Origin of the sequence: Vibrio kyushuensis (assembly GCF_050337325.1) — a bacterium.
GTDB lineage: Bacteria > Pseudomonadota > Gammaproteobacteria > Enterobacterales > Vibrionaceae > Vibrio > Vibrio kyushuensis.
Window position 1 is genome coordinate 205,661 of record NZ_JAKJSV010000008.1, and the last position, 26,389, is coordinate 232,049.

Genomic DNA, 26,389 nt, shown 5'->3' on the forward strand with positions numbered 1-26,389 from the left:
ATCTGTATATCTAAGTCTTCTTGAAGTTATTTTTGGTACGATAAAATGAAAAGATAGATAGACATGAATAATAAGAAAAGCTATTTTACCGACAGCTAAATTAACTAATAAACCCTAGCTACTTTTACTCAGAAGTAAGCTATGACTATACGGTTGGCAGCACAGCAAAGAAGCACTTATTTAAGCCAACCAATCACTCACCGTTGTCATCCACTAAAAAGTTAGCACCTTGATGAGTTTTCGCATTTTCATCTTGAGGGTTACGTAAATTACAGCTATCAAGAGATAAGCAACCACATCCAATACAGCCATCTAGGTCTTGTTGCAACGCTTTCAGGGTATGAATGCGATGCTCTAACATCTCATGCCATGAACTCGCTAGCGTTGCCCACTGCTTCTTAGTTGGAGCCTGATGTTTTGGTAAGGAAGCCAACGCGGCAGAGATCTCTTCTAAGGTAAGACCCACTTGCTGAGCCGCTTTGATCACAGCCACCCGCCTCAGTACACTTCGATGGTAGCGTCTCTGATTTCCCTGATTTCTCCAGCTCGTAATCAAACCTTTTCGCTCATAAAAATGCAAAGCGGAACTACTCACACCCGAACGTTTAACGACTTCCCCAATACTGATATCCATATCGCACCTCTATTTCTAGTTCCGTTCATTTAGTAAAGAAAAAGCTTTACCTGAATCTAGGTTGAGGTTTTACAGTAACACCAAATGGAGTTTCATACATGGAGAAGACGATGAAAAACAAAACTGCCCCCTATTTAACCGGACGATTTTTTGATGGTATCTCATCAGGTCTTTTTATGATGGCATTGCCTTGGGTGATTCTTCAGACTCCGAACATGGGTACGTTCGTCGCCCTAGTCGCTTTAGCTTGTACAGTAACTTCATTCATATTGACCCCATTTTTCTCGACCTCTATTGACCGAAATTCACGTAAGTCTCTGCTGATACTAAACCAATGGATTCAGTCACTCACCGCAGCGGGTGTTGCCATCGCTTATTGGTTAGATATGGGTAATCACTGGCTACTTGCTGCGTCTCAACTGATATTTTGGGTATCAAGTAACTTTGCATGGGCGACCAACAGCGCCTTTACTCAGGAAAACTACAACAAGAATGAATACACATCGATTTCAGGCCTTCAAGAGGTAGTATTACAAACGACGACACTAGGTGCGGGGGCGCTGGGGATTGTGTTGCTTCAGACTTGGGGAATGCTTGAGTTCGCCCTATTTGCCTCAATTGCCTCGGCCATTGCTGCTGTTTGCTATCTCCTCACGCCTTACCAACGAAACCGTTTACAACAGCCAAAGTCACCGTTTGCGAAACAGCTCATAGAGAGCATTGGGATCTTTCGCCTTGCTCCTCGCTTCTACCTTTTCTTGCTGTTGTCGACGTTATCGTACCCTATTGTGACATTTCTAGGGAAACTGGTACCTATTTGGTTCGCCGAAAATGGAGTAGCAGGAAACTGGCTTGCCGCTTATAACGTTAGCTTCGGTGCAGGGGCGTTACTCACAGGGTTTCTGATTAGCCGTATTTTAGGTACGTTCACGCACCAAACTGCGATGCAATTTTCAATGTTAGGGTTAGTGGTAATGCTATTCGGAATGGGGGTTTCACTCGAGCCAATCTATCTACTGGTCTTTACATTCGGCTTTGGGTTTATCAACGCAACGAATCGAATCGCTCGAACTAATCTTATGCATTTAACCGTTCAGATTAATCAGCGGGGTCGTGTCGATGGGGGCATGGCCATGTTTGCGACCATGATGCAAAGCCTAAGCTATGTACTTATAGCGCTGTTAAGCCATTTTAAGTTAACGGAGCTTGGTTTTCTGATTGCTGCCTTAGTCGTCCTAATTGCCAGCGTTATCATGCTGACACTCAGTACGTCTGATCTAAAATCTGAAAATGATTTAGTCGCGACTAACTAGTGACAACTATTGGCTAGCTAACGCGGGCGAGATCACCATGTTCAGTAAGTGTTTGGTTTTTATCTTGATGTCTATTTAGTGCATGAAGCAATTGAACCAGTAGAAGGACACCGGTAACACCAAGGCCAATACCAATGCCTGCCCATATTCCGCCAAGTTCGAAATGGTTCATTAGCCACCAAGCAGAAGGTAAGCCAAATAACCAATATCCAACCAAGGTAACAAATGTTGGTGCGACGACAATTTTCATGCCTCTCAAAAGGTTAATTGCAAGAAGCTGCCACGCATCAACAATGAACCCGAGCGCAACCACCCAGATAACACCCGATAGCATCATAACCAATTGTGGATCATCTATACCAAAGAACTGGGCAACCAACTCTGGTTTAAAGATAAAACCAGCTGCCAAGATAACACTGATGAGCGTTACCAACACAAAACTGTTCCATGAGGTCTTTTTCATTTCCTGATAATTTTCAGCACCAAAATCTCGACCAATTAATATCGCAGCGGCTTGAGATAAACCGAAGTTGATATTCCAAGTTAAGCTTAAGCACTGAAGTAGTATTTGATGTAGTGCTAACGCAGCGATACTAATGGTGCCTGCCATCAAAGTACCACCATAGATGAGGCCATGCTCAAGAAGAGCGGCTACGGCAATAGGCAACCCCATAGCCAGTAGAGGCTTTGTTAATGACAGCGAGTATTCGTCTAAATTTATCCAAGGAGCAAATGGCGCGAACTCTTCACGCTGAAAGACCCAAGCACCATAACCAATCGCGACTAATAATGCAGATAGCGCCGTCCCTGCCCCTAAACCTGTGAGCCCTAGACCTAACGGGAACGCCAGAAGATAGCTGATTGGGATATTAATAATGACAGTGATCACCGACATAACCATCACTGAACGTACATGACCTAACGCACTGGTTAATCCTCTTAATACTAAAAGGATGAGCGAGGGGAATATTGCCCATTTCAAAGCATCAACATAAAGCATTGCGAGCGTGACAACTTCTTTTGGTTGGTTTGCTTTTGTTAATACCCAAGGTGCTAGGTGAAATAGAACCAACAGCAATATAGATAAAATTACGGAAAGGACCACTGCCCCTTTAACGGCAAAACGGATCTGTTGATTGCCATACTCTGGGCGAGCAACTCGCTGACCATAAGCAATAGCAATGAGGTTAGCAACACAACCCACAGTGCTACTCGCAATAATAAAGATAAAGAAATAGACAGACGCCCCTAAACCACCCGCAGCAATCGCTGTAACGCTAATTCGCGACATCATCCACACGTCAGTCAATACCAATGCCATAGCAATAAGTTGAGATATGATTAATGGGAATGCGAGTGATAGTATCTTTTTCATGGTGACCTCTTCTATTTCCGCCAATTTTATGAGGGATAGAGATGGCATTCAAATGATATATCAGTCACACTGACATTCATTAAACTCATGCGAAAGGCGCTTGTATGACACCGTATTCAACCCTTCCTCATTCTCATAACGGATTAAGAGCATTCGAGGCTGTCGCTAGGCTAGCAAGCTTTACAATGGCTGCTGATGAATTGCACGTCACCCAAAGTGCGGTTAGCCGTCAGGTGAAACAATTGGAGGGGGAACTTATGGCAACGTTGGTGATTCGACACCATCGTTCTATTGAGTTAACAGAGAAAGGTAAGCAGCTTTCGCATACGTTGCAGAACAACTACCAATCATTGCAAACACTGATAGAATCATGGCAAGCACCAAAGCGCGAGAAAATAGTGATTAAATCGGCGTTAACCTACGCGACTCGATGCCTTATTCCCAAAATACATCAACTCAGTGAACGCTACCCTGATCATGATATTACGGTGATACCGTCACTTGAGGAGGAAGCTAGCCTAAACAGCGGGGATTACGACTTATTGATATTCAGTTCTAGACAAAAGGACGGATACCCGTCTTTACCTGATGTTCGTTTATTGCGTGATGAGTACATGGCTCCAGTGTGTCGTATCAGTAGCACTGTTGAGAATCAGGATCTCGCCTCATTACTAACAATGCGTAGGCTTCACTCTACCCTCGCACACGATGATTGGAATGATTGGCTCGCCTCTCATCCCATCCCTTCACCAAGTTCGGTAAAGCATACAACCTTTTTTACTCTCGATCTTGCATTGAGTGCTTGCCTGTCAGGACAAGGCGTAACCGTGACTGATCTTTTGCTTATACTTCCAGAGCTACAGCAAAAGTTTCTTTATTGCCCAGAAGGAACAGAAGTAAAGTCAGGTGCGTGGCAGTACTATTGCCACCAACGCACCAAATCGCCAATTATCGCTGACATTGTAGAGTGGGTTTTAGACCTCGCTCAGCAAGATATTTCTGAACTCAAAGCACTTGAAAACAAGTACCTATGGCTAAATAATGTGTCGCGCTCATAAAAAATAACCACCAACGCATTCTTTCATAAGCCTGACTGCCCCTTGTCTTTCGATGTGCGCTACTCAGATACCCTTCGCTGTGTTATAAATGCGGCGATGATTCAACGCTTTAATCGATTGACCGTCGTAAACCATTATCCATCATAAACTATTGGTATTTTGAATGAACCTTAAGGCTGCTTACCTTGCCCTCCCTCTTTTGGCTGTGTCGACTGTTACTCAAGCAATGAGCTCTGATTCTTGGAAAACAGTGAGTGATATTGGTGCTTATGGGTTAGTGGGCGCTGCATTAGCTGTTCCGGCTTATAAAGGAGACTGGCAAGGATTCCAACAAGCGGGCTTTAGTATTGCATCAGCTGCAGGAGTCGCATTTATTGGTAAGAAAACGATTGATGCGGAAAGACCAGATAAAAGCAATTACAACAGCTTCCCTTCAGGCCATACAACCAATGCTTTCTCTTCTGCTACTACACTGCATTTACGTTATGGCTGGGAGGCAGGGTTACCCGCTTATACCTTAGCAACACTGGTTGCTGTCGGGCGAGTTGAAGCTGATCAACATTATTGGAAGGATGTATTGGCTGGCGCAGCTATCGGCTCGCTTTCTGCTTGGGTATTTACCGATGCATTTGATGAGAATGTTCAGCTAGTACCATGGATAGAAAATGACAGCTACGGGCTCTCAATGCAATATCAATGGTAACTAAGCGATAAAGTAGGGTGAAGTTCAATGTTCTTTACCCACGCACGACACTCTTATTGCTCACTTTCCTTAGTTATAGTTGCTTCCCTCTATATACCTAGTAAATTTCGATTAGGATTGATCGACTCTTCCACTTATCTAGCTAGACTAATTCGCAATAGAGATCGCTCTAAATTAACCACTCAGGCAAGCGGCTTTTCATTTCCCTCTATATTGAACCATGCCGTGCATTTTCAGTTCGAACGTTTTCTGGCCGTGTAATCGAATACATTACACATAGAAACCCTAATCTATCTACCTAGCAAATAATAAAACACCATTCTATTAGCCTAATTAATCCAACCCTAAGCTGTGCTCTTTAGCTTCTTTCTCTTAGTGTTCACAAAGTAACCATAAATATACTCAATCTCTTTATTCATGGGGGGTTAAGGTTTGCTATAACTGAAAAACAAACTCGGATTTTCCGATGTTCCACTCAACTAAAAATCAATAGAACCCGTTTTTTATTGCAACCAGTCCCATATAATGGGCGCCACCACAAATGTTAACAGGTGAGCAGAGTTGATATCACCAAAGAAAGTAATGTTGCAGTAATGATAAAATTAGTTAATACCTCTTGTTGTAAATAGATATGCATCGTTAAAACACTATAAAATTACGTGATAACAGTCACATCAATTAATCTAGTCATGGTTTTTGCTTTTTTATTTTTAAGAATGACTGATAGTCTCCTGCTCGCTTCAAACCGAACTTGAAGTATATAAAAATAAGGAGTGTTCTTCATGAATACAAAAAAACCGATGTCGCTAACAGGCCGAATTATTCTTGGCATGGTAGCGGGTATTTTGACAGGGTTCGCCGTTCGATTCCTGTTTGGTGATGAAGGCTTTGTTCACACGTACATTGTGAATGGTCTATTTGAAGTAGGTGGCAAAATTTTTATTGCTAGCTTACAGATGCTTGTTGTTCCACTTGTCTTTGTTTCACTTGTATGTGGAACGAGTTCACTAAAAGATCTTTCAACCTTAGGCCGCATGGGTGGTAAAACACTTGCGTTCTATATCGTCACCACTGCTGTGGCCATTACTCTAGCATTGACTATGGGTACGCTGTTCCAGCCTGGTGCAGGTGCAGACTTAACTGCAGCAGCGTCTTTCCAATCTGCAGAAGCTCCATCTTTGGGACAAGTTATTATTAACATGTTCCCGACCAACCCTATCAATGCGATGGCAGAAGGTAAGACTCTACAAATTATCGTATTCGCTATTCTATTCGGTATTGCTATCAGCACCGCGGGTAAATCTGGTGAGCGTATTGCTAGCTTATTCGTCGATCTTAATGCTGTCATCATGAAGCTAGTTGCTCTGTTGATGCACATTGCACCATTTGGTGTGTTCTTCCTAATGGCGAAGCTATTCACAGGTTTAGGTTTAGGCGCTATTTGGAGCCTAGCAGGTTACTTCGCAGTTCTTGCAGGTACACTACTGCTTCACGGCCTAGTAACATACAGCGTATTACTTAAAGGTTTCACGGGCCTAAGCCCTATTACCTTCTTGAAGAAGATGGAAGATGCGATCATGTTTGCATTCTCTACAGCTTCTTCAAACGCAACCATGCCAGTAACAATGGAAACTGCTAAAAACCGTCTAGGCGTTGACAATAAAGTTGCGTCATTCACTATCCCACTCGGTGCGACAGTGAACATGGATGGCACGGCGATCATGCAAGGTGTAGCAACGGCATTTATCGCGCAAGCATTCGGCATTGACCTTACAATGGGTGACTACCTTGCTGTGATTCTAACGGCAACGTTAGCGTCTATCGGTACGGCTGGTGTTCCTGGTGTAGGCTTGATCATGCTGGCTATGGTTCTTAACCAAGTAGGCCTACCGCTAGAAGGTATCGCGCTTATCATGGGTGTTGACCGTCTACTGGATATGATACGTACCGCAGTAAACATTACTGGTGATAGCGCCGTGACAATGATTGTTGCTAAATCTGAAGGGGCGTTGGATGAATCAGTATTCAACGATCCAAAGGCTGGTGAGAAGGCAGAAGAAGTCCACTTAGAGAAAGTGAACGCCTAGTCCCGGTCATATAGACAAGAAAATACAGAAACAAACACAACATAAAAACGAAGCCCTAATCGTACTTTCTATTCAAATATATGAAAGAGTGATTAGGGCTTTTTCTTTGTTTCACGTATTGGAGACAAGCTTAAGTCATGTCTACTTAGCAAGCTTTTCTAGCACACGCATCAATAAGCGAATGCGAGGCTCAATCGATTCAAGTAGCAGGTACTCTTCGTCACTATGGAAGCCAGCGCCAATTGGGCCTAAACCATCCAGCGTTGGAATACCCAAAATCGCAGTATTATTCGCATCTGAACCTCCCCCCACTTCTTTCCAATTGATATCAATATCAAGCTCACTGGCGCTTTGCTCAACCAAACTCATTAATGCTTGAGTGTTTTCTGTTGGCACCATAGAAGGTTTATAAGCTTCTCGCTCAAGCGCTATGCTAACTCCATCAAGGAAGGGAGTTTGACTCATTCCCGTCAACTGGCTGTCAATCGCATCGTATTCATCGTTATTCCAAAAGCGTACATCCACAACTGCTTCGGCATAATCAGGGACTATATTGGCTCCTGAGCCTCCAGAAACAACGCCTACATTCAACGTACTGCCCGATTCGAAGTTTGTTAGCTTGTTTATCGCAATGATCCATTGCGCCATTTCGGTTATGGCGCTGCATCCATTTTGAGGCTCATTACCCGCATGGGCTGCTTTTCCATGGAAGACTATTTTGTAGCGAGCCATGCCTTTTCGGGCTTTGACCAAACCGCCATCGGCGCGAGCGGCTTCAGCAACTAATACATGCTTGGCTTTCTTTGCTGTCGCCTGAATCCAATCAACGGAATACAATGATCCTGTTTCTTCATCTGGGTTCATACAGACACAGACCGAGAGTTTATCTAGTGTTTTTGGATCAAGATTTCGAAGCGCATAAACAACATTCAGCAGCCCCGACTTCATATCAGAAACACCAGGACCATAGGCTTTCTGCTCATCGATACTCATCGGCCGAGCTGAGGCGGTTCCCGGTGCAAAGACAGTATCCATATGGCCAATAAGCATCACATCAATATGCTCTGCTTCAGGCTTATTTCGAACTTCAAGCCCAACGCCAGCTACGCCACAATCAATGCGTTTTACATTCCAGCCCTGCAAATCAACATACTTTTGCTCAAATTGAGCAGCTACGGCTTCAATGCCTTCTATGGTGTAGGTACCGCAATCCAAGTTGACGAGCGGCTTTAACTCTTCTAAATATTGTTTGAGTGAAAAGTCCATTGTTTCTCCTTACAGAATGAGGTTCATAACAAGCATTGCACCAAATGCGTTAAGCACTGATATCGCAATCATCACGGGAATATAGCGCCCTTCCGTTCCAATAGGACCCATAATACGCCCCATATATTGAACTTGTGAACCCATCAAATAGATCGCAGGCGCAAGAATCGCAATATGAACACCATTGAGAATGCCTTGATCAAATAGTGTAATCACAACACCGACAGCACCACCCATAGACATCCAAGCACCAATGAGAACAGCAGCAGCCTCACCCGGCAGACCAAATACCGCCATAATTGGAGAGAATACAGTCCCCATCAGCTCAAGAGCACCCGTAATTTGTAGCGCTTTAATGATCACAAACGCCATCAATACATTCGGAACGGTTGATGTCGTTGCAATCACCCAACCTTTTTTTGCCCCTTCGACAAAAATGTCCGTCACCATCGGTTTTTTCGCTTTTACTTCGCTCATTATGCTTTCTCCTCGGTTAACTCAGATTGGTCGTTACCCTGTTTTTCATTATTATTTAAATCGTCCTCTTTGCCCTCAGTAATATTGAGGTAAACACGGAACAAATTTGCGCCAATAAACTTGAATGCAAACATAACCACAACAGCTAAGCCAATTGAGGACGTTACAGCTAAAGACCCATCGGCTAGAGTTAGCGTGAACAGAACCGCGCCAGATGAGAAGAAGTTCACAATCGTCGCGCCCGCAGTAAACTGGAACATAGTAAAAACATCCGTTTCACGCTTGGTTAAATGGCCTTCATCTTTCAACTGACGTGTCATTGCCGCACCCGCATCAGTACTTTGTAGTGAAGCAATTAACGCTAAGCCAGAGTTACCAGGAATACCCATTAAAGGTCGAAGTAGGGGAGTTAATAGTTTACGAGCCGCTTCTAGTGCACCGTAGTGCTCTAATACATTGATCATACCAAGCGCAAACATGACTGTCGGAATTAAAGTCAGCGCAAAAATGAAACCATCTCTTGCACCACTGCCACCTTGGCCGCGAAGTGTCGTTGTAGCAACCTGAACGCCATCTGCGGTTTCGGTTACCGCCCCTGCTACACTACCGAACGCACCATTAAGCGTGGTAAAGTCAAAAACGCCATACCATTCACTCGATTGAAATAAACCAGAAAAGAACACCACTGCGAACGCGAGTGCAACATAACACCCCCACGTTACTTTACGATCTGACACGATGGAACTAGACATATAACTACCTCTGCATATAAAACAAGACAGCTATAATATTGCTTAAAAACACATCCATTTTGATGATCCAAATCAAGAGGAACTTCTAACTGCAATTCAACATAGAACCAAGATCAAATTTTACATATTTATCAATATGGCAGAGATATACGCCATTAAAGTGAATATATTAAGAGCTTTAATTCACAGGATAAATAGGTATGTAAAACCAACAAATGGATGCAATTCAATCAGATCCGATATGCCTCACAGTGAATGTAAACAAATATGTATACACTGGCACAAGTCATCATTTCAAGGAGTGAATATGTATGAATAAGCAGTGGTTAATTCTCGGTGCGCTACTCACCTTTTTTGCATCCCCATCTTTTGCATCCGTTAACAGTGAACAGTATCTTTCTCTTACCCAATCTACCGTAGGCTTTGCAGCGCTCGCTCTCTTTACCCTCGCCTACATACTCGTGATGTTAGAAGAGTATCTCCAACTTAGAAAATCAAAGCCTGTGCTGCTTGCCGCCGGTTTAATTTGGGCAATGATCGGTTATGTCTATCAGCAAAATGGCATGATAGATATTGCAAAAGCGGCGCTTGAACACAACTTACTTGAATACGCGGAATTACTACTATTCTTGCTTGTAGCCATGACTTATATCAGCGCTATGGAAGAGCGGCGACTGTTTGATGCGTTGCAAGCATGGATGGTAGGCAAAGGGTTCGATTTCAAAGCACTGTTTTGGATAACCGGTGTACTGGCATTTTTCATTTCCCCAATAGCCGATAACTTAACAACGGCACTTCTGATGTGTGCTGTAGTACTAAAAGTTGGCGGGGATAACACCAAATTCGTAAATCTTGCGTGTATTAATATCGTCATTGCAGCCAATGCTGGCGGTGCATTCAGTCCATTTGGTGACATTACAACGTTAATGGTATGGCAAGCAGGTCATGTCTCGTTCTCTGAGTTCATGCCACTGTTTCTACCATCGGTCATTAACTACGTTGTACCAGCAGTCATTATGTCGTTCTTTATTCCTGCAACTAAACCTAACGTTGAACACAAACACGTTGAGCTAAAGCGGGGAGCGCGACGCATTGTCGGCTTATTTATTCTTACAATCGCCACTGCGGTTGCTTTCCATGCCGTACTGCATTTCCCACCAGTCATAGGGATGATGATGGGACTCGCTTATTTGCAGTTCTTTGGTTTCTTCTTACGTCGCACTCTACACACATCACTCACCAAAAAAGCCGCGATGGCCATTGCTAACGGTGATGACTATGCATTGAAACGCTTAGGCTCTGTGGTTCCTTTTGATGTATTTCGCCGTGTTTCTCACGCCGAGTGGGATACGCTGCTATTTTTCTACGGGGTAGTAATGTGTGTCGGCGGTCTAAGCCTGATCGGTTATCTAGGCCTTGCCTCAGAGATCATGTACTCACAGTGGGATCCTGTCTGGGCAAATATCATGGTTGGTGTTCTATCAGCGATTGTCGATAATATTCCGGTCATGTTTGCCGTTTTAACCATGGAGCCGGTTATGTCAATGGGCAACTGGTTGTTAGTCACACTAGCTGCTGGGGTTGGTGGTAGTTTGCTATCAATTGGTTCTGCGGCAGGGGTTGCTCTTATGGGGGCGGCTCATGGTAAATATACGTTCTTTGGTCACCTTAAATGGATGCCTGTCATCATGTTAGGTTACATCGCCAGTATCGCTGCGCATCTTATGCTAAACGGGCAGCTATTTACTTAATAGCTAATAGCTAATAACACTACTTCACGCCACGTTATAGATGATCTGTTACGTGGCGTTTTTCTATCCGACTAGAAAGGCTAATTTTTATCATTAAGTATCATAGGTTGGGCGGGGGCGATAAAATCCTCTTTCACCCAAATGTTCACCATGTTGTATTTCGCACAAGTACTGCATGTCAGTACTTCTCCGTCACCATGTATGCGCATTACTAAATCTTCTCGCTTCTCTTTTGAACTATTCGCCAACTTGATATAAACATGGCTATTTTCAACTTGAAACTCCCGAACAATCAAATGATCCTCAAACTTCTGATTCATTATTCCTTTTTTAAACGTCAATGTATTATCGTTATATTGATTGGAATATAAGCCTTCGAAAGCTAAGGTTTCATGGTTCACCATCTCTTCTAACTTTTCCTGAAAACACCCCTGCAAAGAGGCGACTAGCCCTATTATCATGACAGCTTTAAGTGTCAAAGATTTATCCATAGCCTTTGTTTCCTTACTTTAAAATACCTTCCAACTTCAATAGGCTTTTTTTGACATCTATACCACCAGCATAACCCGTTAGCTTACCGCTTTTACCAATCACTCGATGGCAAGGCACGATGATAGAAACAGGGTTCTTTCCATTTGCTAACCCCACTGCCCGTACTGCTTTTGGGTTTTCAATTTTCTCAGCTAACTGCTGATAGCTCCAAGACTCACCATAAGGAATCTTGCATAAAGCGCGCCAAACCTGTTGTTGAAAATCGGTGCCCTGCGACGCTATTGGCAATGAAAACTCTTTCCTTTTCTGCGAAAAATACTCATCTAACTGAGTTATCGTTTCTTTTAGTATAGGAAAACTCTCATCTTTTTGTCCTAATTGTGCTGGTTGAGTTGTATGAATTGGAAACCAAACGCCTAATAAGCCATGCTCATTGGCTTGTAAGGTTAGTGACCCAAAAGGACTTTGATAATTGGTGTATCTGTTCATGGCAAGTATTCCCAGCAGTGAAAAGTAGCGTAGCTACCCCATGGTGAAACAGAATTCTGAGTAAGTTGAGGAAATGCACTCATCGCTTTTTTAACGATAAGGTCGCCAGATAAAAATCGATCTGGCATGGATAAGCCCCGCAGCAGTGCATAATCAATTGTCCATGGCCCTATCCCTTTAATCGATATCCATTCATTCGGATTTACTTCTTCATTTTCAATATAGAAATTAGCGAATCGTTTTAAAGTATCTTTACGGCTTTGAGGCATTCTTAAGAAGTCTAAATCCGCGTTAGCAACTTCAAGTGCTGTTGGAAAATATCTGTCGCCAGCATCTACATTCGTTAACTTTTTAGCTAATAAATTAAGTTGACCGATTGCTGCTTTTACTGAGACTTGTTGGCCAATGATGGCTCTAACACCCGCCTCCCAAGGGCTCCAGACTCCTGGGATTCGAATTCCTGATGTATGAACTAACCCCGGAGCGATATTAGACAAATGTTGCTCTACATTATTGATGTCAGCATCTAAATCAAACATAGTCCGAATTCGATTAACCAGATGCCTAAGCTGACTCAGATCGTCCAACCTAACTTCAACATGCAACTTGCTTCCCTCAACCCAAGCCTTGAACCATGCCTGACCTCCGTTAATTCGAACATGTCGCTCATAGGTTGTTTCCGTCACTAATTCAACCCCGTCTATTGCACGGTTTCGATAAAAATTAAGCATATGTGACCAGTTAAAGGGACCTCGAAATGCCATCGAAATAGTATTTTCTAAGCAATTCCCTTTCTCTTGTTTTCGCACCTGACTTGGTGTGAGTTTGAGTGTTTTCTTAAACGCATCATTAAAACGGCGAACACTTTGAAAACCACTCGCATAAGCAATGCCTGTCACGGCCATAGAACTTGAATGAAGCAATTGTTTAGCAAACATAAGCTGATGATATTGAGCATACTGTTTTGGCGACAATCCAAGATAAGTTTGAAACAATTGGCGCAAATAGCGACTACTTATTCCCAATCTGTCAGATAGCTGTTCAATATTGCCGTTGATCAATGCGCCTTGCTCTATCAACTGAACGGCTCGATGAAAAGTCGTCTCTACGCCTTTCCACGCCCAAGAGTTAGGTGAGCTGTCAGGGTGACAACGTAAGCAAGGGCGATAGCCTGCATTGAGTGCTTCGGCCTTGTCTGAAAAGTACTCAACATTTTGCTCTTTAGGCAAATTGGCTGGGCAAATCGGCCGACAAAATATGCCCGTCGTTTTAACCGCTATAAAGAACTGGCCATCAAAGCGGGCATCTCGGGTTAATCGTGCACTTTGGCATTGTTCACTAGTCAAAGCTGAGTATTGGGTAAGAGCCATCTTCCTTTGCCTTAAAATCCTATAATGAGTAAGAGTGTAACAATAATGATTACTTGAGCTAGCCATTTTCGGAACTCAATCGTAATCACTTTTTCTCATATATTTAGTTTACTTTATCGGCGCTGCCTCAAACTTCTAACACAGTCTCTATTGTTTCTTTTTTTTGCAATATTCATGAAATATAAATCAGCAAAATTAAGCAACGAAACAAACAAAACTCTCTGTTCGTTTCGTCCAATAATAAACCCTAAAAGTGACATGTTCACGATTGTATTTAATAGAGGCTGTTATGTCTGACGTTGAGTTTAGATTCGGAAAAAAGAGATTTTACGATAACAAGAAATTCCCGAGAGGATTTGCAAAATCAGGTGATTTCACCCTTGCAGAAGAAGAGCTAATGGTTATGTATGGCGATACCATGCAAGCACTTGAAATAGGTGACATTGAGCCAACAAACTCAGAAGAAAAGCAGTTTATCAAAGCATTAAAGTCACCACAAAAAGCCAAATCTAAATTAGAAAAAGTCTGGCTTAAATACATCCAGCTAACACGTGGCAAGAAACGATTCCACTCATTAAGCAGCAGTGAAAAGCCGCGAAGTAATCAACGACGTCATACGAGTACTTACATTGCTAACGATGATGATGAGTTAAATTACGATACTGAAATTTCACTCGACGAATTATCTTCAGAAGAGGCTGAACTAAGCCACTCCAATCTATCTCAAGGTTCAATTCAGGTTTCACCACAGCAGGTGGCTGACAATCCCTGACAATCCCTGACAATGCACCTAATCCTCCGCTGGTCGCATTAGCAAAATATCCATCCATAGTATCGGGGCTATTTTGCAAGTGTCGCCAGCTTTTCTAAAAATGTATCACGGCAGTGGGGTTCATTGTAATCGATGTGAAAACGATGCGAAGAGCAGACCTTTAAATCAATCCCTTCCCCACGCAGATGAACAAGAAAGCCTTCGTGTTCACTAAACGCCTCTATACCACTGAATACTTTTCCATTTGGAGTGACCTCCCCCAAAGCCATCACCTGCTCATAAGCAAGAAATATCTTTTTCGGGTTTAGACTGTCTTTCATCGTATGACCCTCCCTTAAGTTACATATACTGAGTATGGATAAAAAACTACGTCATTGCATAAGTTCTCAGAAAAAAATGTGTCAGCGTAAAGTTTGTTAAGCCCAGTAACTCTAGCAGCAGTACACATGATTTCTAATATTATGCTCGAGACAGACTAGCAAGAAAAAATATGGCTAATTTGTTGAATTACTTATTAGAAACAACAACGATAGATGACATTGGCGAAAGTAAACGCAAAAAAATTGACCAAAAACAATAGCAGATCGCAAAAACTTATTTTATAATGCGAATTAATGTTTCAAAGCATCCAAAATTCAAATATTCGAGGCAAACAATGAGACTTATCCCGTTAAACAAAGCAGCACAAGTAGGCAAGTGGGCGGCAGCACACATCGTTAAGCGCATCAACGATTTCAATCCAACTGCAGAGCGTCCATTCGTACTTGGCCTACCAACAGGTGGTACTCCACTTGCTACGTACAAAGCACTTATCGAGCTACATAAGGCTGGTGAAGTTAGCTTCAAGAACGTTGTTACGTTTAACATGGATGAGTACATTGGTATTCCTTCAGATCACCCAGAATCTTACCGTACGTTCATGTACTCAAACTTCTTCAACCACATTGATATCCAAGATGAGAACATCAATCTTCTTGATGGCAATGCAACAGACAACGAAGTTGAGTGTCAACGTTACGAAGACAAAATTAAGTCTTACGGCAAAATTAACCTATTCATGGGTGGCGTAGGCAACGACGGTCACATCGCATTTAACGAGCCTGCATCTTCTCTTGCTTCACGCACTCGTATTAAAACACTGACAGAAGATACTCGTATTGCTAACTCTCGTTTCTTCGACGGTGATATCGAGCAAGTGCCAAAATACGCACTGACTATCGGTGTTGGTACTTTATTGGACTCTCATGAGATCATGATCCTAGTGACTGGCCACAACAAAGCACTTGCTCTGCAAGCAGCTGTTGAAGGCTCTGTAAACCACCTATGGACTGTATCAGCGCTACAACTTCACCCTAAATCAGTGATCGTTTGTGATGAGCCATCAACTCAAGAGCTTAAAGTTAAAACGGTTAAGTACTTCTCTGAGTTAGAAGCTGAGAACATCAAAGGTTTCTAAGCTGATTTTCTCGAATCAAGTTCGAGTTAAAATGAATAGATACCCATAAGTTTCGCTAGCACGATTCGTTATGAGTTAAAAAAGCCACGCAGTTGCGTGGCTTTTTGTATATTTATGCAATTGAAAACTTCTTTTTATTACAACAAGTTATATAATCCTGTTGAATGTGTGACCTGCTGTCGCAACCAAATGTAAATGATAAAATAGACAGAACAATATTTTTTGAAATCGATTCCTATTCTCAAGTGTCATTAAAATGTAACATTCTATTAACGTAACGTTTGGGCAACTATGTATTGGCTTATTAATACAAGGAGTCACAAATGCAAGTAAGCACAACAACAATAAAAACGATTCTCGCCACCGTGGTCAGTTCAACGTTACTTAGCGGTTGCTACTGGGATGACCCAGTAAAAGCAGCAAAATACGTCAGTAGTAAAATAGAAAGTGACGACGTCGTTGAACACCTTGAAGAGCTCGAAGGTAGAGCTTCTGCCACATCAGATGGTGCATCCGTTACACGCGCTGCTGGCACACAAGGATATAAGGAGTCTCTCGACTATATCGTTGAAACCATGCAAGACCATGGCTACATCGTTACCACTCAAGAGTTTGATTTCCGCGCGTGGGAAGAACTGGCAGGTACGACACTTAATGTCGATGGTTCCGACCTAATCGGTGTACGTAACGCTACGGATGGTATCGTTCCTGATTTCGCAGCAATGTCTTATTCTGGTAACTCAAATGGCCCCCTTTCTGGTGAACTCACTTTCATCACTCCCGATTTTCGATTTGAAGCCGCTGATTATGACAGTACCGATGGCTGTGAAGCCTCTGATTTTGACGGCAAAGTCGTTACAGGAAAAGTCGCGGTCATCCAACGTGGTGGCTGTACCTTTAATTCTAAAGTCATCAATGCACAAAATGCCGGAGCAAAAGGCGTTATTGTCTTTAACCAAGGTAACGATGAAGGGCGTAAAAGCGTAGTGAACGGGACTCTCGGCAGCGATAGCCAAGCAACCATTCCCGCTTTTGGCGCGAGATTCGATTTAGGCGAACAGTGGTATCAAACCAGTCAAAGCACACCGGTTACCGCAAGTTTCAACATCAATGTTCATGACGAAGTAGTTCTAACTCAAAATATATTGGCAGAGACACAAGGCGGAAATGAAGAGCAGGTTGTCATGCTTGGTGCCCATCTAGATTCCGTTCCTGAAGGCCCTGGTATCAACGATAATGGATCAGGCACCGCTGGATTATTAGAATACGCTGTCACTCTGGCTAATCTTCGTGCACCAGTTAAAAACAAAGTTCGCTTTGCATGGTGGGCTGCTGAAGAGGCTGGGCTAGTCGGTTCTGAATATTATACTAACGACCTATTTTCGGCACTCTATGGTCAAGCCCAAACAGAAGTGATGTTGGAACTTGGTATTGACGACCCTAGCCTACTAACCGCAGAGCACTATGATCTCATCGAGCAACGTTATCTGCGAAGTAATAACATCAAGCTTTACCTTAACTTCGATATGATCGGCTCACCAAACTATGTATTTGGCGTAATGGATGGTGATTTATCTGATACAAAAGATAGCCCTGACAATGCCTATACAGGAAATTTCGAACCTCCATTTGGTACATCAGATATCGAATCTATCTTTAATCAGTTCTTCAATGGACAATCTGAAGCTACCGTTCCACAAGCACTGTCAAAACGTTCTGATTATGCAGGTTTCGCTGATTGGGGTATTGCCTTTGGTGGACTGTTTACGGGCGCGGAAAAGGTTAAGTCAGCCGAGGAAGTCGACCAGTTTGGCGGTGAAATAGATGTAGCTTACGATATCTGTTATCACCAAGCGTGTGATGATCTTAATAACGTCAGCCACAAGGCATTGTTCGTAAATACACAGGCTCTCGCGTATGTGACGACTTACTACGCATTCAGTGATCCACTATTCCCAGCGGAAGAACCGCAACCAATGATGCAAGCATTCAGTGTTGATAACACAGAGAAGCTCCGCGTGGGAACCAAACTCAAAGCCGCGGACAGTGTGTCTGATCACGACCATTTCCATGGGGACTTTGACCAAGATAGAGATTAATGACATCTCCGATATACCACTTTAATAAAGCCACGCAAATGCGTGGCTTTATTTTTTATCCAAGTTAGCTAAGCATTAAAGTAGACATTATTCATCCAACATTAGTAGCGCGCCAAAGACCTCCCCTTGATTACTTGTTGGTAGTGGATCCCACTCAGTAAAGTCCTGATAAAAGCCTTTAGCCGATAACACACTATGCTCACTATCTTGTGCAAGCAGGCTCCATGTATCAACGTTGTTTGCATAGTCAGGGTGTGTAATATCCAGCGTTAAAATACTTCCATTGATTGACCAGTTGAAACCGAACTCTCCATCTTCAGCATCAATAAACGCCCCCGTTGAACCACTACTAAAGAGAAGCTTTTCATCTTCAATAAAGGCACTTGTTCCATTGATGGTATTCACGCTTCCTATCATCCATGTGGCAGAGTCTAAGCCCTGAGTCAGCACGTTTGAGGTAAAGCTTGCTGAGCTTCCACAAGTTTCAATGGAATCAGTAAAATCAGTGTAAGTAGAATAAGGCGTAACCGGACGATCTTTATCGTTATCCCACACAGAGTCTCCTTCACTGCACACCTCTAGAGTAGAATGATAGCTTATGTCACTCATTACTCGAATATCTGACTCTTGCCCCTCTTCCCAGTAATATGCATAAACCAGCTCTTTTCCGTTCCTCTCGAGCACAATCATTTGATCGATAACCGGCCCTTCCTCAGACGACCACTGCTGGATAACACTGAAACCATCAATTGATTCTATGCGCCAAAGACGATCTTTTAATTCTCCTCCCTTATCATAGGTTAGCGTACCATCAGCATGATAATAGTAATCTCGATAGGTAAGCCGCCCCATTTCATCGGTCTTCACTTTATGGGTCACTAAATCATTCGTACTTTGCGCCGTAACCTCTGGCAATACAATGCCAGAACAGCTCTGATATGCCTCTACTTGTTCGATAAAACGCCCTAAATCCCACGCTTGATTTGAGTAACTAAAGTCACAGGTAATATTAACGTAGCTGATAATGTCATCGCGTGCTGCTTGAGTATAAAGAAGCATAGCACCGTGCTCTTCCGTGCCAGCAGGTTCAAACTCTCCTCTATAAACAACACCCTCATAAACACTCACCAGTTGACTATGTGTCACACTATCTTCCGGCCAAACGTTTGGCGTATTAAGGTTAAATTGAGTGATCATCTCAGGCGTGATTTGATAGGTGATGAGCTCCTCAGATAGGTTGCCGTCTAGTGTCCAGCTTCCCGAGCCTATATGCTTGGCTATGCCAGTATCCCAATCAAAGCTATAAAAGTTACTCTGACCACCTGACACAAACTCAACAAATACTTCGTAGCCCGCACTTGAGGCTAAAATACTATCACTCGGAGCTGTCGATCCAATACCTGTTGAGACTGTGGCGTCACTGATTAACTCGGTTAGTGAATTGGCATTAGCACCATCAGTTTCATGCCCTACATCACTTCTCATTACCCATATTGGTTCATCTGATAAGTAGTAGTTTGTGAAGTCAGAGGTAAAGGTTAAACCGGCATATTTAGCACCCGGTGAAAACTGAGCAGACGAGTCAGTAAAGTCACTCCAAACGGATATTGAGGTTGCGATCACCTGATTGCTCAGATCCGCAATGTACCCTGTTACTGAGTAACTTAAATTTGGTTCATCTTTGGGGTACACCTTTAGTTCCCCATTTCGCATATCTAAGGTGTAGCCAAGTGGTTTTTTCCAGCCTACACTGGTCAGCTGCCGATCCATGTCATAGTCAAGAGGTAGCGAAGCAATAGATAAATCAGGTTGAACACGCCCTATTTCACTAAGGTAAGCGGTGTCCATGCCAACAACGAGAGTTTCAACAAAGAGCTGATCAAAATCATTCGCCCAAAATGCATAAACACTGTTTTGTTGCTGAATAAATTCGATTAGGCCATCTCCACTACCTGTAATAGGCGGTTTAGAAGTAACAAACTCCTGACCTATGATCTCTGTATATGCACTTCCGTTTTCATCCCATACGTAGAAGCCTAACAAGCTGACTTTATCACCCTCGGTAGTGACTAAAGCAAAGTACTCCGTATCATTTCCACTCGTGATACTCAAAATGCCATCTGAGTTAACCGCCCAGCTGATTGGAATAGTAAACCCATTAGATTCGGTGTAGATGCCAACCCCTTGAGTGGTAAATTGGTAGCCATAAGAAAATCCATCACTCTCTTGATGATATAAGCTTGTACCTACCAACATCGCACTGTTCATCTGGGTGTACCCACAACTTGATGCCGCAGGTATAAAGTCTTGGTAGGTGGTACTACTGCTCGCGACTTCACCTGAATCTTGCGAGCTGCACACACTATAGAATGGGATCAAGGCATTCTTTTCTCGTCTTAACCAAAGCTCATTACTGCCATCACTTTTGATCGTTTCACGCTTCACCAAACCATCTGCATCGTACCAATTGGTTTGTTGATAACCTTCGGTATCGGCTAACTCACTTAGATCATTAAATAACAAACCTTCTGAGTTGGTATAAGTCTTACAGGTATCAACGGCTTTAACTTCCCCTTCAACTTGGTAAGCAATAGTCTCTTTACCTAAATAAACGGTGCTAGTCGTGTACTCTCCAGTGCTCCAACTTCCATATTGAGTATCAGGATTTACTGCATTGATTACACGAGACCCCACTTCAGGAATTCGGTAAGTTCCAGCCAGTGATGCATCAAATTCAATAACAAGCACACTTCCCCATTTCACCTCATCACTGCCGTTCTCTTTTGCTTCTAGTCCGTGGAAAACGCCTAGGTCGTCTTCATAATAAGTTTCTGAAAACTTCTCAGCCAAAGAGCCACTGTTATAAAGTTCACCAAAAAGCTGGCTCTCTATAAGGTTGTCTTTACCTTGCCACGATACGCCTTGATTGGTGATTAAATCCCAGAAGTAGACGCCCGTTCTTTGCGATCCATCTTCCTGATTTTTTTCGATATCGAAAGTCAGAGTATCAGCCCCCATACTAGGGCTTAGCTCTGCAACACAAGTATCCAGAGTTAACGGGTCATCTTGAGAAGCAGCTGATACAACAGGATCGACACCATAAAGAACACTATTATCAATAAATCCTTCTAGTTGCTTAACATAGTTTGTGAAGCCATTTTCAGGCGAGACTTTATCGATGGTAGAGTACTCCAAATACTCTCTTTCTGAGCGATGTACTAACTCCCCTGCGTCAACATAATCGGTATATGTTTCTTTGATATATAGATCTTCGTATAACTGCGGTTGCCTTTCATCTACATAAGCAAATTCACCTTGATATTGAACTACACACACTTCACGAAGTCCCCATATCGTTTGGATAATGTCTTTGCCTAGATAAATCTGGGTAAAGTTATTATTTGTCGGGTTCTCTTCATTTGGTGCCCATTTATTGATGCGGTTAATCACGCCTAAATATGGTGTTTGTAACGTCAGTTCCGGTTGCTCGCGCGAAACGGTATCAAGCCCCCACCAGCGATAAAGGTAGTCATTAAAGCCTAAGAAAATACCAGTATCTGCATGTTCATAAACAAACTCTAGATTTGGATTCCAAGGATCAGCTTGACCACCAAAATCGGTCACAACTTGGCTTACAACAATGTTTTCATTTGGTAGTAGCCCGTAAGGCATCCCTTTTTGCGTTCTGACCACAAGCTCACGCTGAGCGTAATTTACAGGTTGGCTGTAGCCGAGATTCAACTTTGAAACTTGATAGAACTTTCCATCTGTACGGTCAATAAGGGATATGCCTTGTTCATAACTAGGTAAATTGGTAAGGCAGGCTGAATATGTGTCTGGTGTGACAAGCGCAACTAACGGATCGTTATCATCCAAATCATCATAGCCATCACCATCACGGTCGCCCGCTTTGGTTGCGTCCTCTGGAAATTCATCATTTAAGCTGTCGTACCCGTCACCATCATGATCACCCGCTTTAGTTGCATCCTGTGGGAATTCATCATTTAAGCTATCGTATCCATCATCATCATGATCACCTGCACGGGAAGGGTCGATTGGGAAGAGGTCGGTTGCATCAGGGTAGCCATCATCAGGACCGTTTGTGTCGTGAACATCATCATTAAGATCTTTGTTGTTACCTACGCCATCTCCATCACTGTCTAGCCACTCGGTACCATCATTTGGAAAGGCGTCTGAATTGTCACCAATCTTATCACCATCACTATCAAGCCACTCGGTGCTATCCTCTGGGAATGCATCAACTAAACTATCGACTCCATCACCATCATGGTCACCGGCACGGGTAGGATCTGTTGGGAACAGATCGATTTTATTAGGATCGTTGGAATCATCCGGATACCCATCATCAGTTCCGGTAGTGTCGTGAACATCATCATTAAGGTCTTCGTTGTTACCTTTTTCATCACCATCACTGTCTATCCACTCACTAACATCATCAGGAAATGCATCGAGCAGATCAGGAATACCGTCTCCATCGCTATCAAGGCTGAGATCATCATCTTTTGTAATCGGAGGCGGCGTTGTTTTTAAATCACTAACTGGTGTCTTCACGACAGTCTGACGTATCTGTTCGTTCACCACTGCGGTGATTTTTTTGACTGACGTAGGATCATCGACGACTTGCTGCATGACTTGTTGCAGCTTCTCTGGCGAGGTAGGTAAAATTTGGCCCGATTCAACGATACTCATTGCTGCATAGGCTGCTTGAGGGTTTTCTTTCTCTATAAAGTCACCGAGCACCTCATTTTCGGGGATACCTTGTTGCCCTGAAATTCGGGTAATCGCATCCTGCTTAGCTTCGGCAACCGCTTGAGGGTCTGAGCTGTCCACATTACTCTCTTGCATAATTAAATGCACCATGGTCGACAGCGGCGTAACGTTAATCTCCCCAGCCGGCGCAGACATGACGTAGCCAGTGGTAATCGGGGTACCATCGGAATCTTCATCGATGGTTTGTCCAGCAATCGCGTGGACGACAACGGGGTACTGTTCTGGATTTAAAACATTAGAGACATCAAGAGCAATGACACCTCCTACGCCCGAAAGCCCTGATGGCTCCCCTTCATCGAGCAAGCAGTCGTTGTCAATATCCAACCAGACCAGCGCATTTTGTAAGTAGCCATCAATCGCTTTTACGGTGTATGTTTCTGTTGGCTCGGTATTTGGCGCCGTAGGTGACGGTGAGCCGCTAGACACGTTTTCACTGTCACTACAGCCAAATAAGTTAATCGTTACTGCTAATCCGAGCGTCAATACTATTTTATTCGTATTCATCACTGCCCCCAATATCCCTGTCTGGTTTGTACTGTCACGAGGATAAAATCGGTGAGGCAATTTCTCATCACCCATATGGGGGATAGAAAATAGGTTTATAGCGCGTACTTGATCATCATCAATCTAGAGCTTTATATGAAGTGAACTCTAAGCAGGGCACGAGATAGAAAACAAGCTATGGCGCTAATTGAATGGTTGGTTATAACGTCAATTGGTGATGGAAATATCGAGAGATTAATTGGTTTTGATGCTTACAACCTGTTTTATGCAGCACTTGCTTAATCTGTGTTCTTACCGTCTCTTTGGATACCCCGCGGTGAGTTGCAATCTCAGTACCATCAAGACCTTGAATCAACAGATCCAGTATTCTCATCTCAGTAAGCGTCAGCAGTGATTGACCATCATTACTGACCTTAGACGTTGTAAGCTTTGACCACTGTTGTGCCACCAACTGATTTGACACCCAGCCGTTAGACCAATGGAGTAAGAAACACCATAATTCAGACAATTTCTTTTGTTGCTGTTCATTTAGCTTACGGAAACTATGACAGCTCAACATCATGTGGTGGTGGTCCATTGCCAAATGCAGCCCGCCATAAGAATGGTGCATTTGCATGGTAGGGATGAGAATTTGATGGAATACATCGTCCGAAATCCGTTTGACTGGCAGCATATCTTGCATATAAACAAGTTGCCCCTCTAGACGGTTTTTCAGGTAGTGCGACAAAAACACATCGTGGTGTTGGTTTTGTTGGTATATGTCCATCTGCCTTGAAGTGAATCCATGTGTGATATTCACTTTAGGGTAATACCACTTATCAAAAAGCATAAACACGACATGCTCAATACCTAATTGATAAAGCTCTTTGACGACGATACATTCAAGCTCAACAGGGGATACTGCAAAAGGCTGATATCGAGTTTCGGTGTCACCATAGTTAGTCATTAGCAATCCATGCTTATTTATAACCTAGTTCTAATATAAGCCTATTGAGTTATTAAATAATCATCTAGATCAATTATTACTCAATCACCATGTAAATAGGTTTATCTATTGCTCATATCCATTCCAAAATAAAGGCCTCTTTTATCCCTAAAAGAGGCCAATACCAAACGTAATTTACACTATAAATTTCTTAAAAAGAGACTTTAAAATAGATGTGCTTTTAGGCTTGTCGCAACAACTTCAGCTTTTGGTCCTAGAACCACTTGAGCACCAGACTTACCGATTTTTATCACCCCTTTCGAGCCCAATTCTTTTAGCTTTTCTTCATTCAAGGCAGTGCTGTCTTCAACTTGCAAACGAAGACGAGTAATACAGGCATCAACACTTTTGATATTGTCTTTTCCACCTAAGGCTGCAACATAGGCGTTTGCATCCACTTCCTCGGCAGAACCTTCATTTTCAACCGTGTCACTCTCTTCTGCTTCTGGGATTGGTAGTTTGAACACCTTAATCATGGTCAGGAAAATAACGAAGTAGGCGACAAAGAATACTGCAATGAGCGGTAGTAACATCCACGCATTGGTTGCAAGACCCCAGTTAAGTACAAAATCGATGAAGCCTGCAGAGAAGCCAAAGCCGTGCAAGATTCCCAGAGAGTTAGTCACAATCATTGCGATGCCACTCATCACCGCATGTACAACGTATAATACAGGAGCAATGAATAAGAAACTGAACTCTAGCGGCTCGGTAATGCCCGTTAAGAATGACGTCAGAGCCAATGAACTCAGCATGCCTAAAATAAGAGGACGCTTTGCTTTTTCAGTTGCAACATAGAAAGCCAATGCGGCACCAGGAAGACCACCCATCATGATTGGATATGCCCACGCCATGTAAACCCCAGCATTTGGATCGCCAGAGAAGAATCGGTTCAAATCACCACGAGCTACATTCTGTGAAATTTCAGTAATCACAGAGCCATCAACATCAGGAAGAGCATTACCAATAGACAAAGGCGCAACTACATCAGGGTTTAGACAAACAAACTGCAACGAAGAAGCCACTTCATAACTCACTCTCACACACTCATCAAGACTGAACCAAAAAACCGAGTGTAAGAAATAGTGGAGACCTAAAGGGATAAGACCACGGTTCATAATGCCATAGATAAAGTGTCCAACCGGGCCACTTTCTGAAATCCAGTAACTGAACGCATCAATACCCGATTGAATCGTCGGCCATACTTCACCACACACAAAGGCAGCCACCAGACAGAATAGACCGGACATAATCGGCGTTAATCGTTTACCAGCAAAGAATGCCAAAAAATCAGGCAGAGTGACCTGGTAAAAACGGTTATAGGCATGACCTGAAATGATGCCCGAGATAATACCAGCAAAGAACCCTAGCTTGATATCTGGGTTAATCGCCACTGTTGCTTCAGTCAATATAAAATAACCGACGATGCCAGAAAGCGCCGCTGCACCTGAATTGTCTTTTGATAAACCAATCGCAATACCAACCGCGAAAATCAGCGCGAGGTTGTCAAAGATACTCCCCCCTGCTTTTGCTATAAACGCAATATCTAATAAGTCGGGCTGACCGAATCGGAGAAGCATCGCAGCAACAGGAAGAGTGGCAATGGGCAGCATTAACGCTTTACCCAAACGTTGAATATACGTAAACATAATAAACACCTAATGATTAAAATTGAAAAATCCAGCGACGCTAGTGACTAGTTAACGACGCCAGATAGGGGGAACGATTAAAAGAACAGGCTCTCAATACCTTTATGAGAAAAACCTAACTTAAGGGCTGATTCTTTGTTAATGCGGTAGGGAGGCTGGCTTCACTCTCGGTAAGCTCAAATTGATAATGTTGCTGTGATGGGTAGCCTAATAGCTTCCACATATTTGGGTAGTCCATTCCATACCCTTTAACCATTAATGCAATCCAATCCATTCGAGTGCTAGTGATACATTCTGACATTGTCTCTAGTAGCTTTTTCATGTGAAACCCTCTCTGTCTTGATGATGCTAGAGTAGAATTTTTGTGAC

Annotated in this window: 20 protein-coding genes and 1 pseudogene; 8 read left to right on the plus strand and 13 right to left on the minus strand. The window is 43.0% G+C overall.

Translation table 11 applies throughout. The features are described from left to right. Nucleotides 1–193 precede the first annotated feature (193 nt). Nucleotides 194–634 carry a redox-sensitive transcriptional activator SoxR gene (soxR, locus tag L4D20_RS18505; RefSeq protein ID WP_428803064.1) on the minus strand — a complete coding sequence of 147 codons (441 nt, stop codon included), beginning with the start codon at nucleotides 632–634 and terminating at the stop codon, nucleotides 194–196. A gap of 110 nt (nucleotides 635–744) precedes the next feature. Here soxR and L4D20_RS18510 point away from each other — a divergent pair, with 110 nt between their 5' ends. Beyond that, complete coding sequence (locus tag L4D20_RS18510; RefSeq protein ID WP_428803065.1) at nucleotides 745–1,947, plus strand: MFS transporter; 1,203 nt, start codon at nucleotides 745–747, stop codon at nucleotides 1,945–1,947. Between the two features lie 13 nt (nucleotides 1,948–1,960). Here L4D20_RS18510 and L4D20_RS18515 read toward each other — a convergent pair whose 3' ends face one another. Beyond that, nucleotides 1,961–3,322 carry an MATE family efflux transporter gene (locus L4D20_RS18515; RefSeq protein ID WP_428803066.1) on the minus strand — a complete coding sequence of 454 codons (1,362 nt, stop codon included), beginning with the start codon at nucleotides 3,320–3,322 and terminating at the stop codon, nucleotides 1,961–1,963. Nucleotides 3,323–3,426: 104 nt separating this feature from the next. On the opposite strand from L4D20_RS18515, the gene L4D20_RS18520 reads away from it, so the two are divergent. From L4D20_RS18520 to L4D20_RS18530, 3 genes are all read left to right on the plus strand, one after another. Next, nucleotides 3,427–4,380: a LysR family transcriptional regulator gene (locus L4D20_RS18520; protein WP_428803067.1), complete on the plus strand. Its 954-nt coding sequence runs from the start codon at nucleotides 3,427–3,429 to the stop codon at nucleotides 4,378–4,380. A 163-nt stretch (nucleotides 4,381–4,543) separates the two neighbouring features. Then, a complete protein-coding gene (locus L4D20_RS18525) occupies nucleotides 4,544–5,083 on the plus strand; it encodes a phosphatase PAP2 family protein (protein WP_428803068.1) in 540 nt (179 codons plus the stop codon). 782 nt (nucleotides 5,084–5,865) lie between these two features. Next, nucleotides 5,866–7,170, plus strand: coding sequence for a dicarboxylate/amino acid:cation symporter (locus tag L4D20_RS18530; RefSeq protein WP_428803069.1), 1,305 nt, complete (start codon nucleotides 5,866–5,868; stop codon nucleotides 7,168–7,170). 141 nt (nucleotides 7,171–7,311) lie between these two features. On the opposite strand, the gene L4D20_RS18535 is transcribed toward L4D20_RS18530, so the two are convergent. Genes L4D20_RS18535 through L4D20_RS18545 form a run of 3 tightly spaced genes read right to left on the minus strand, consistent with a single transcriptional unit; the run spans nucleotide 7,312 to nucleotide 9,665 of the window. Beyond that, nucleotides 7,312–8,436 (minus strand): M20 family metallopeptidase, encoded by a 1,125-nt coding sequence (locus L4D20_RS18535; protein ID WP_428803070.1) that lies wholly within the window; start codon nucleotides 8,434–8,436, stop codon nucleotides 7,312–7,314. 9 nt (nucleotides 8,437–8,445) lie between these two features. After that, complete coding sequence (locus L4D20_RS18540; RefSeq protein WP_428803071.1) at nucleotides 8,446–8,913, minus strand: YjiG family protein; 468 nt, start codon at nucleotides 8,911–8,913, stop codon at nucleotides 8,446–8,448. Continuing rightward, a complete protein-coding gene (locus L4D20_RS18545) occupies nucleotides 8,913–9,665 on the minus strand; it encodes a nucleoside recognition domain-containing protein (RefSeq protein ID WP_428803072.1) in 753 nt (250 codons plus the stop codon). Before L4D20_RS18545 ends, L4D20_RS18540 begins: the two co-directional genes overlap by 1 nt. A 311-nt stretch (nucleotides 9,666–9,976) precedes the next feature. On the opposite strand from L4D20_RS18545, the gene nhaD reads away from it, so the two are divergent. After that, nucleotides 9,977–11,416, plus strand: coding sequence for a sodium:proton antiporter NhaD (nhaD, locus tag L4D20_RS18550; protein WP_428803073.1), 1,440 nt, complete (start codon nucleotides 9,977–9,979; stop codon nucleotides 11,414–11,416). Between the two features lie 80 nt (nucleotides 11,417–11,496). Here nhaD and L4D20_RS18555 read toward each other — a convergent pair whose 3' ends face one another. From L4D20_RS18555 to L4D20_RS18565, 3 genes are read right to left on the minus strand one after another with little or no spacing between them, the layout of a single operon-like run. Next, a complete protein-coding gene (locus tag L4D20_RS18555) occupies nucleotides 11,497–11,907 on the minus strand; it encodes a hypothetical protein (protein ID WP_428803074.1) in 411 nt (136 codons plus the stop codon). 13 nt (nucleotides 11,908–11,920) lie between these two features. After that, nucleotides 11,921–12,397 carry a methylated-DNA--[protein]-cysteine S-methyltransferase gene (locus L4D20_RS18560; RefSeq protein WP_428803075.1) on the minus strand — a complete coding sequence of 159 codons (477 nt, stop codon included), beginning with the start codon at nucleotides 12,395–12,397 and terminating at the stop codon, nucleotides 11,921–11,923. Next, on the minus strand, nucleotides 12,394–13,767 hold the full coding sequence (locus L4D20_RS18565) for a DNA-3-methyladenine glycosylase 2 family protein (protein ID WP_428803076.1): 1,374 nt from the start codon (nucleotides 13,765–13,767) through the stop codon (nucleotides 12,394–12,396). Before L4D20_RS18565 ends, L4D20_RS18560 begins: the two co-directional genes overlap by 4 nt. A gap of 289 nt (nucleotides 13,768–14,056) precedes the next feature. Between L4D20_RS18565 and L4D20_RS18570 the strand changes: the two are divergent. Continuing rightward, nucleotides 14,057–14,407, plus strand: a pseudogene (locus L4D20_RS18570) (MaoP family protein); the annotation flags it as partial. 200 nt (nucleotides 14,408–14,607) lie between these two features. Here L4D20_RS18570 and L4D20_RS18575 read toward each other — a convergent pair. Continuing rightward, on the minus strand, nucleotides 14,608–14,859 hold the full coding sequence (locus tag L4D20_RS18575; RefSeq protein WP_428803077.1) for a DUF3081 family protein: 252 nt from the start codon (nucleotides 14,857–14,859) through the stop codon (nucleotides 14,608–14,610). 335 nt (nucleotides 14,860–15,194) lie between these two features. Between L4D20_RS18575 and nagB the strand changes: the two genes are divergently transcribed. After that, nucleotides 15,195–15,995, plus strand: a complete 801-nt coding sequence (gene nagB / locus L4D20_RS18580; protein WP_428803078.1) for a glucosamine-6-phosphate deaminase — start codon at nucleotides 15,195–15,197, stop codon at nucleotides 15,993–15,995. A 323-nt stretch (nucleotides 15,996–16,318) separates the two neighbouring features. Further along, nucleotides 16,319–18,094, plus strand: a complete 1,776-nt coding sequence (locus L4D20_RS18585) for a M28 family metallopeptidase (RefSeq protein ID WP_428803079.1) — start codon at nucleotides 16,319–16,321, stop codon at nucleotides 18,092–18,094. A gap of 87 nt (nucleotides 18,095–18,181) precedes the next feature. Here the strand turns inward: L4D20_RS18585 and L4D20_RS18590 are convergent, their stop codons facing one another. From L4D20_RS18590 to L4D20_RS18605, 4 genes are all read right to left on the minus strand, one after another. After that, the gene (locus L4D20_RS18590) at nucleotides 18,182–23,389 is read right to left on the minus strand and encodes a hypothetical protein (RefSeq protein ID WP_428803080.1); all 5,208 of its coding nucleotides are present in this window, start codon (nucleotides 23,387–23,389) and stop codon (nucleotides 18,182–18,184) included. 199 nt (nucleotides 23,390–23,588) lie between these two features. Further along, nucleotides 23,589–24,335 carry a helix-turn-helix transcriptional regulator gene (locus tag L4D20_RS18595; RefSeq protein WP_428803081.1) on the minus strand — a complete coding sequence of 249 codons (747 nt, stop codon included), beginning with the start codon at nucleotides 24,333–24,335 and terminating at the stop codon, nucleotides 23,589–23,591. A 203-nt stretch (nucleotides 24,336–24,538) separates the two neighbouring features. Next, complete coding sequence (gene nagE / locus L4D20_RS18600) at nucleotides 24,539–26,020, minus strand: N-acetylglucosamine-specific PTS transporter subunit IIBC (RefSeq protein WP_428803082.1); 1,482 nt, start codon at nucleotides 26,018–26,020, stop codon at nucleotides 24,539–24,541. Between the two features lie 115 nt (nucleotides 26,021–26,135). Next, nucleotides 26,136–26,342, minus strand: coding sequence for a hypothetical protein (locus L4D20_RS18605; protein ID WP_428803083.1), 207 nt, complete (start codon nucleotides 26,340–26,342; stop codon nucleotides 26,136–26,138). Between the last annotated feature and the right edge of the window lie 47 nt (nucleotides 26,343–26,389).

What these genes read in the sequence shown, in the direction of transcription:
- nagE (WP_428803082.1), bottom strand. Translation starts at nt 26,020, where the DNA reads ATGTTTACGTATATTCAACGTTTGGGTAAAGCGTTAATGCTGCCCATT.
- L4D20_RS18545 (WP_428803072.1), bottom strand. Translation starts at nt 9,665, where the DNA reads ATGTCTAGTTCCATCGTGTCAGATCGTAAAGTAACGTGGGGGTGTTAT.
- L4D20_RS18530 (WP_428803069.1), top strand. Translation starts at nt 5,866, where the DNA reads ATGAATACAAAAAAACCGATGTCGCTAACAGGCCGAATTATTCTTGGC.
- nhaD (WP_428803073.1), top strand. Translation starts at nt 9,977, where the DNA reads ATGAATAAGCAGTGGTTAATTCTCGGTGCGCTACTCACCTTTTTTGCA.
- L4D20_RS18560 (WP_428803075.1), bottom strand. Translation starts at nt 12,397, where the DNA reads ATGAACAGATACACCAATTATCAAAGTCCTTTTGGGTCACTAACCTTA.
- L4D20_RS18535 (WP_428803070.1), bottom strand. Translation starts at nt 8,436, where the DNA reads ATGGACTTTTCACTCAAACAATATTTAGAAGAGTTAAAGCCGCTCGTC.
- L4D20_RS18520 (WP_428803067.1), top strand. Translation starts at nt 3,427, where the DNA reads ATGACACCGTATTCAACCCTTCCTCATTCTCATAACGGATTAAGAGCA.
- L4D20_RS18565 (WP_428803076.1), bottom strand. Translation starts at nt 13,767, where the DNA reads ATGGCTCTTACCCAATACTCAGCTTTGACTAGTGAACAATGCCAAAGT.
- L4D20_RS18525 (WP_428803068.1), top strand. Translation starts at nt 4,544, where the DNA reads ATGAACCTTAAGGCTGCTTACCTTGCCCTCCCTCTTTTGGCTGTGTCG.
- soxR (WP_428803064.1), bottom strand. Translation starts at nt 634, where the DNA reads ATGGATATCAGTATTGGGGAAGTCGTTAAACGTTCGGGTGTGAGTAGT.
- L4D20_RS18605 (WP_428803083.1), bottom strand. Translation starts at nt 26,342, where the DNA reads ATGAAAAAGCTACTAGAGACAATGTCAGAATGTATCACTAGCACTCGA.
- L4D20_RS18575 (WP_428803077.1), bottom strand. Translation starts at nt 14,859, where the DNA reads ATGAAAGACAGTCTAAACCCGAAAAAGATATTTCTTGCTTATGAGCAG.
- L4D20_RS18590 (WP_428803080.1), bottom strand. Translation starts at nt 23,389, where the DNA reads ATGAATACGAATAAAATAGTATTGACGCTCGGATTAGCAGTAACGATT.
- L4D20_RS18515 (WP_428803066.1), bottom strand. Translation starts at nt 3,322, where the DNA reads ATGAAAAAGATACTATCACTCGCATTCCCATTAATCATATCTCAACTT.
- nagB (WP_428803078.1), top strand. Translation starts at nt 15,195, where the DNA reads ATGAGACTTATCCCGTTAAACAAAGCAGCACAAGTAGGCAAGTGGGCG.
- L4D20_RS18540 (WP_428803071.1), bottom strand. Translation starts at nt 8,913, where the DNA reads ATGAGCGAAGTAAAAGCGAAAAAACCGATGGTGACGGACATTTTTGTC.
- L4D20_RS18595 (WP_428803081.1), bottom strand. Translation starts at nt 24,335, where the DNA reads ATGACTAACTATGGTGACACCGAAACTCGATATCAGCCTTTTGCAGTA.
- L4D20_RS18555 (WP_428803074.1), bottom strand. Translation starts at nt 11,907, where the DNA reads ATGGATAAATCTTTGACACTTAAAGCTGTCATGATAATAGGGCTAGTC.
- L4D20_RS18585 (WP_428803079.1), top strand. Translation starts at nt 16,319, where the DNA reads ATGCAAGTAAGCACAACAACAATAAAAACGATTCTCGCCACCGTGGTC.
- L4D20_RS18510 (WP_428803065.1), top strand. Translation starts at nt 745, where the DNA reads ATGAAAAACAAAACTGCCCCCTATTTAACCGGACGATTTTTTGATGGT.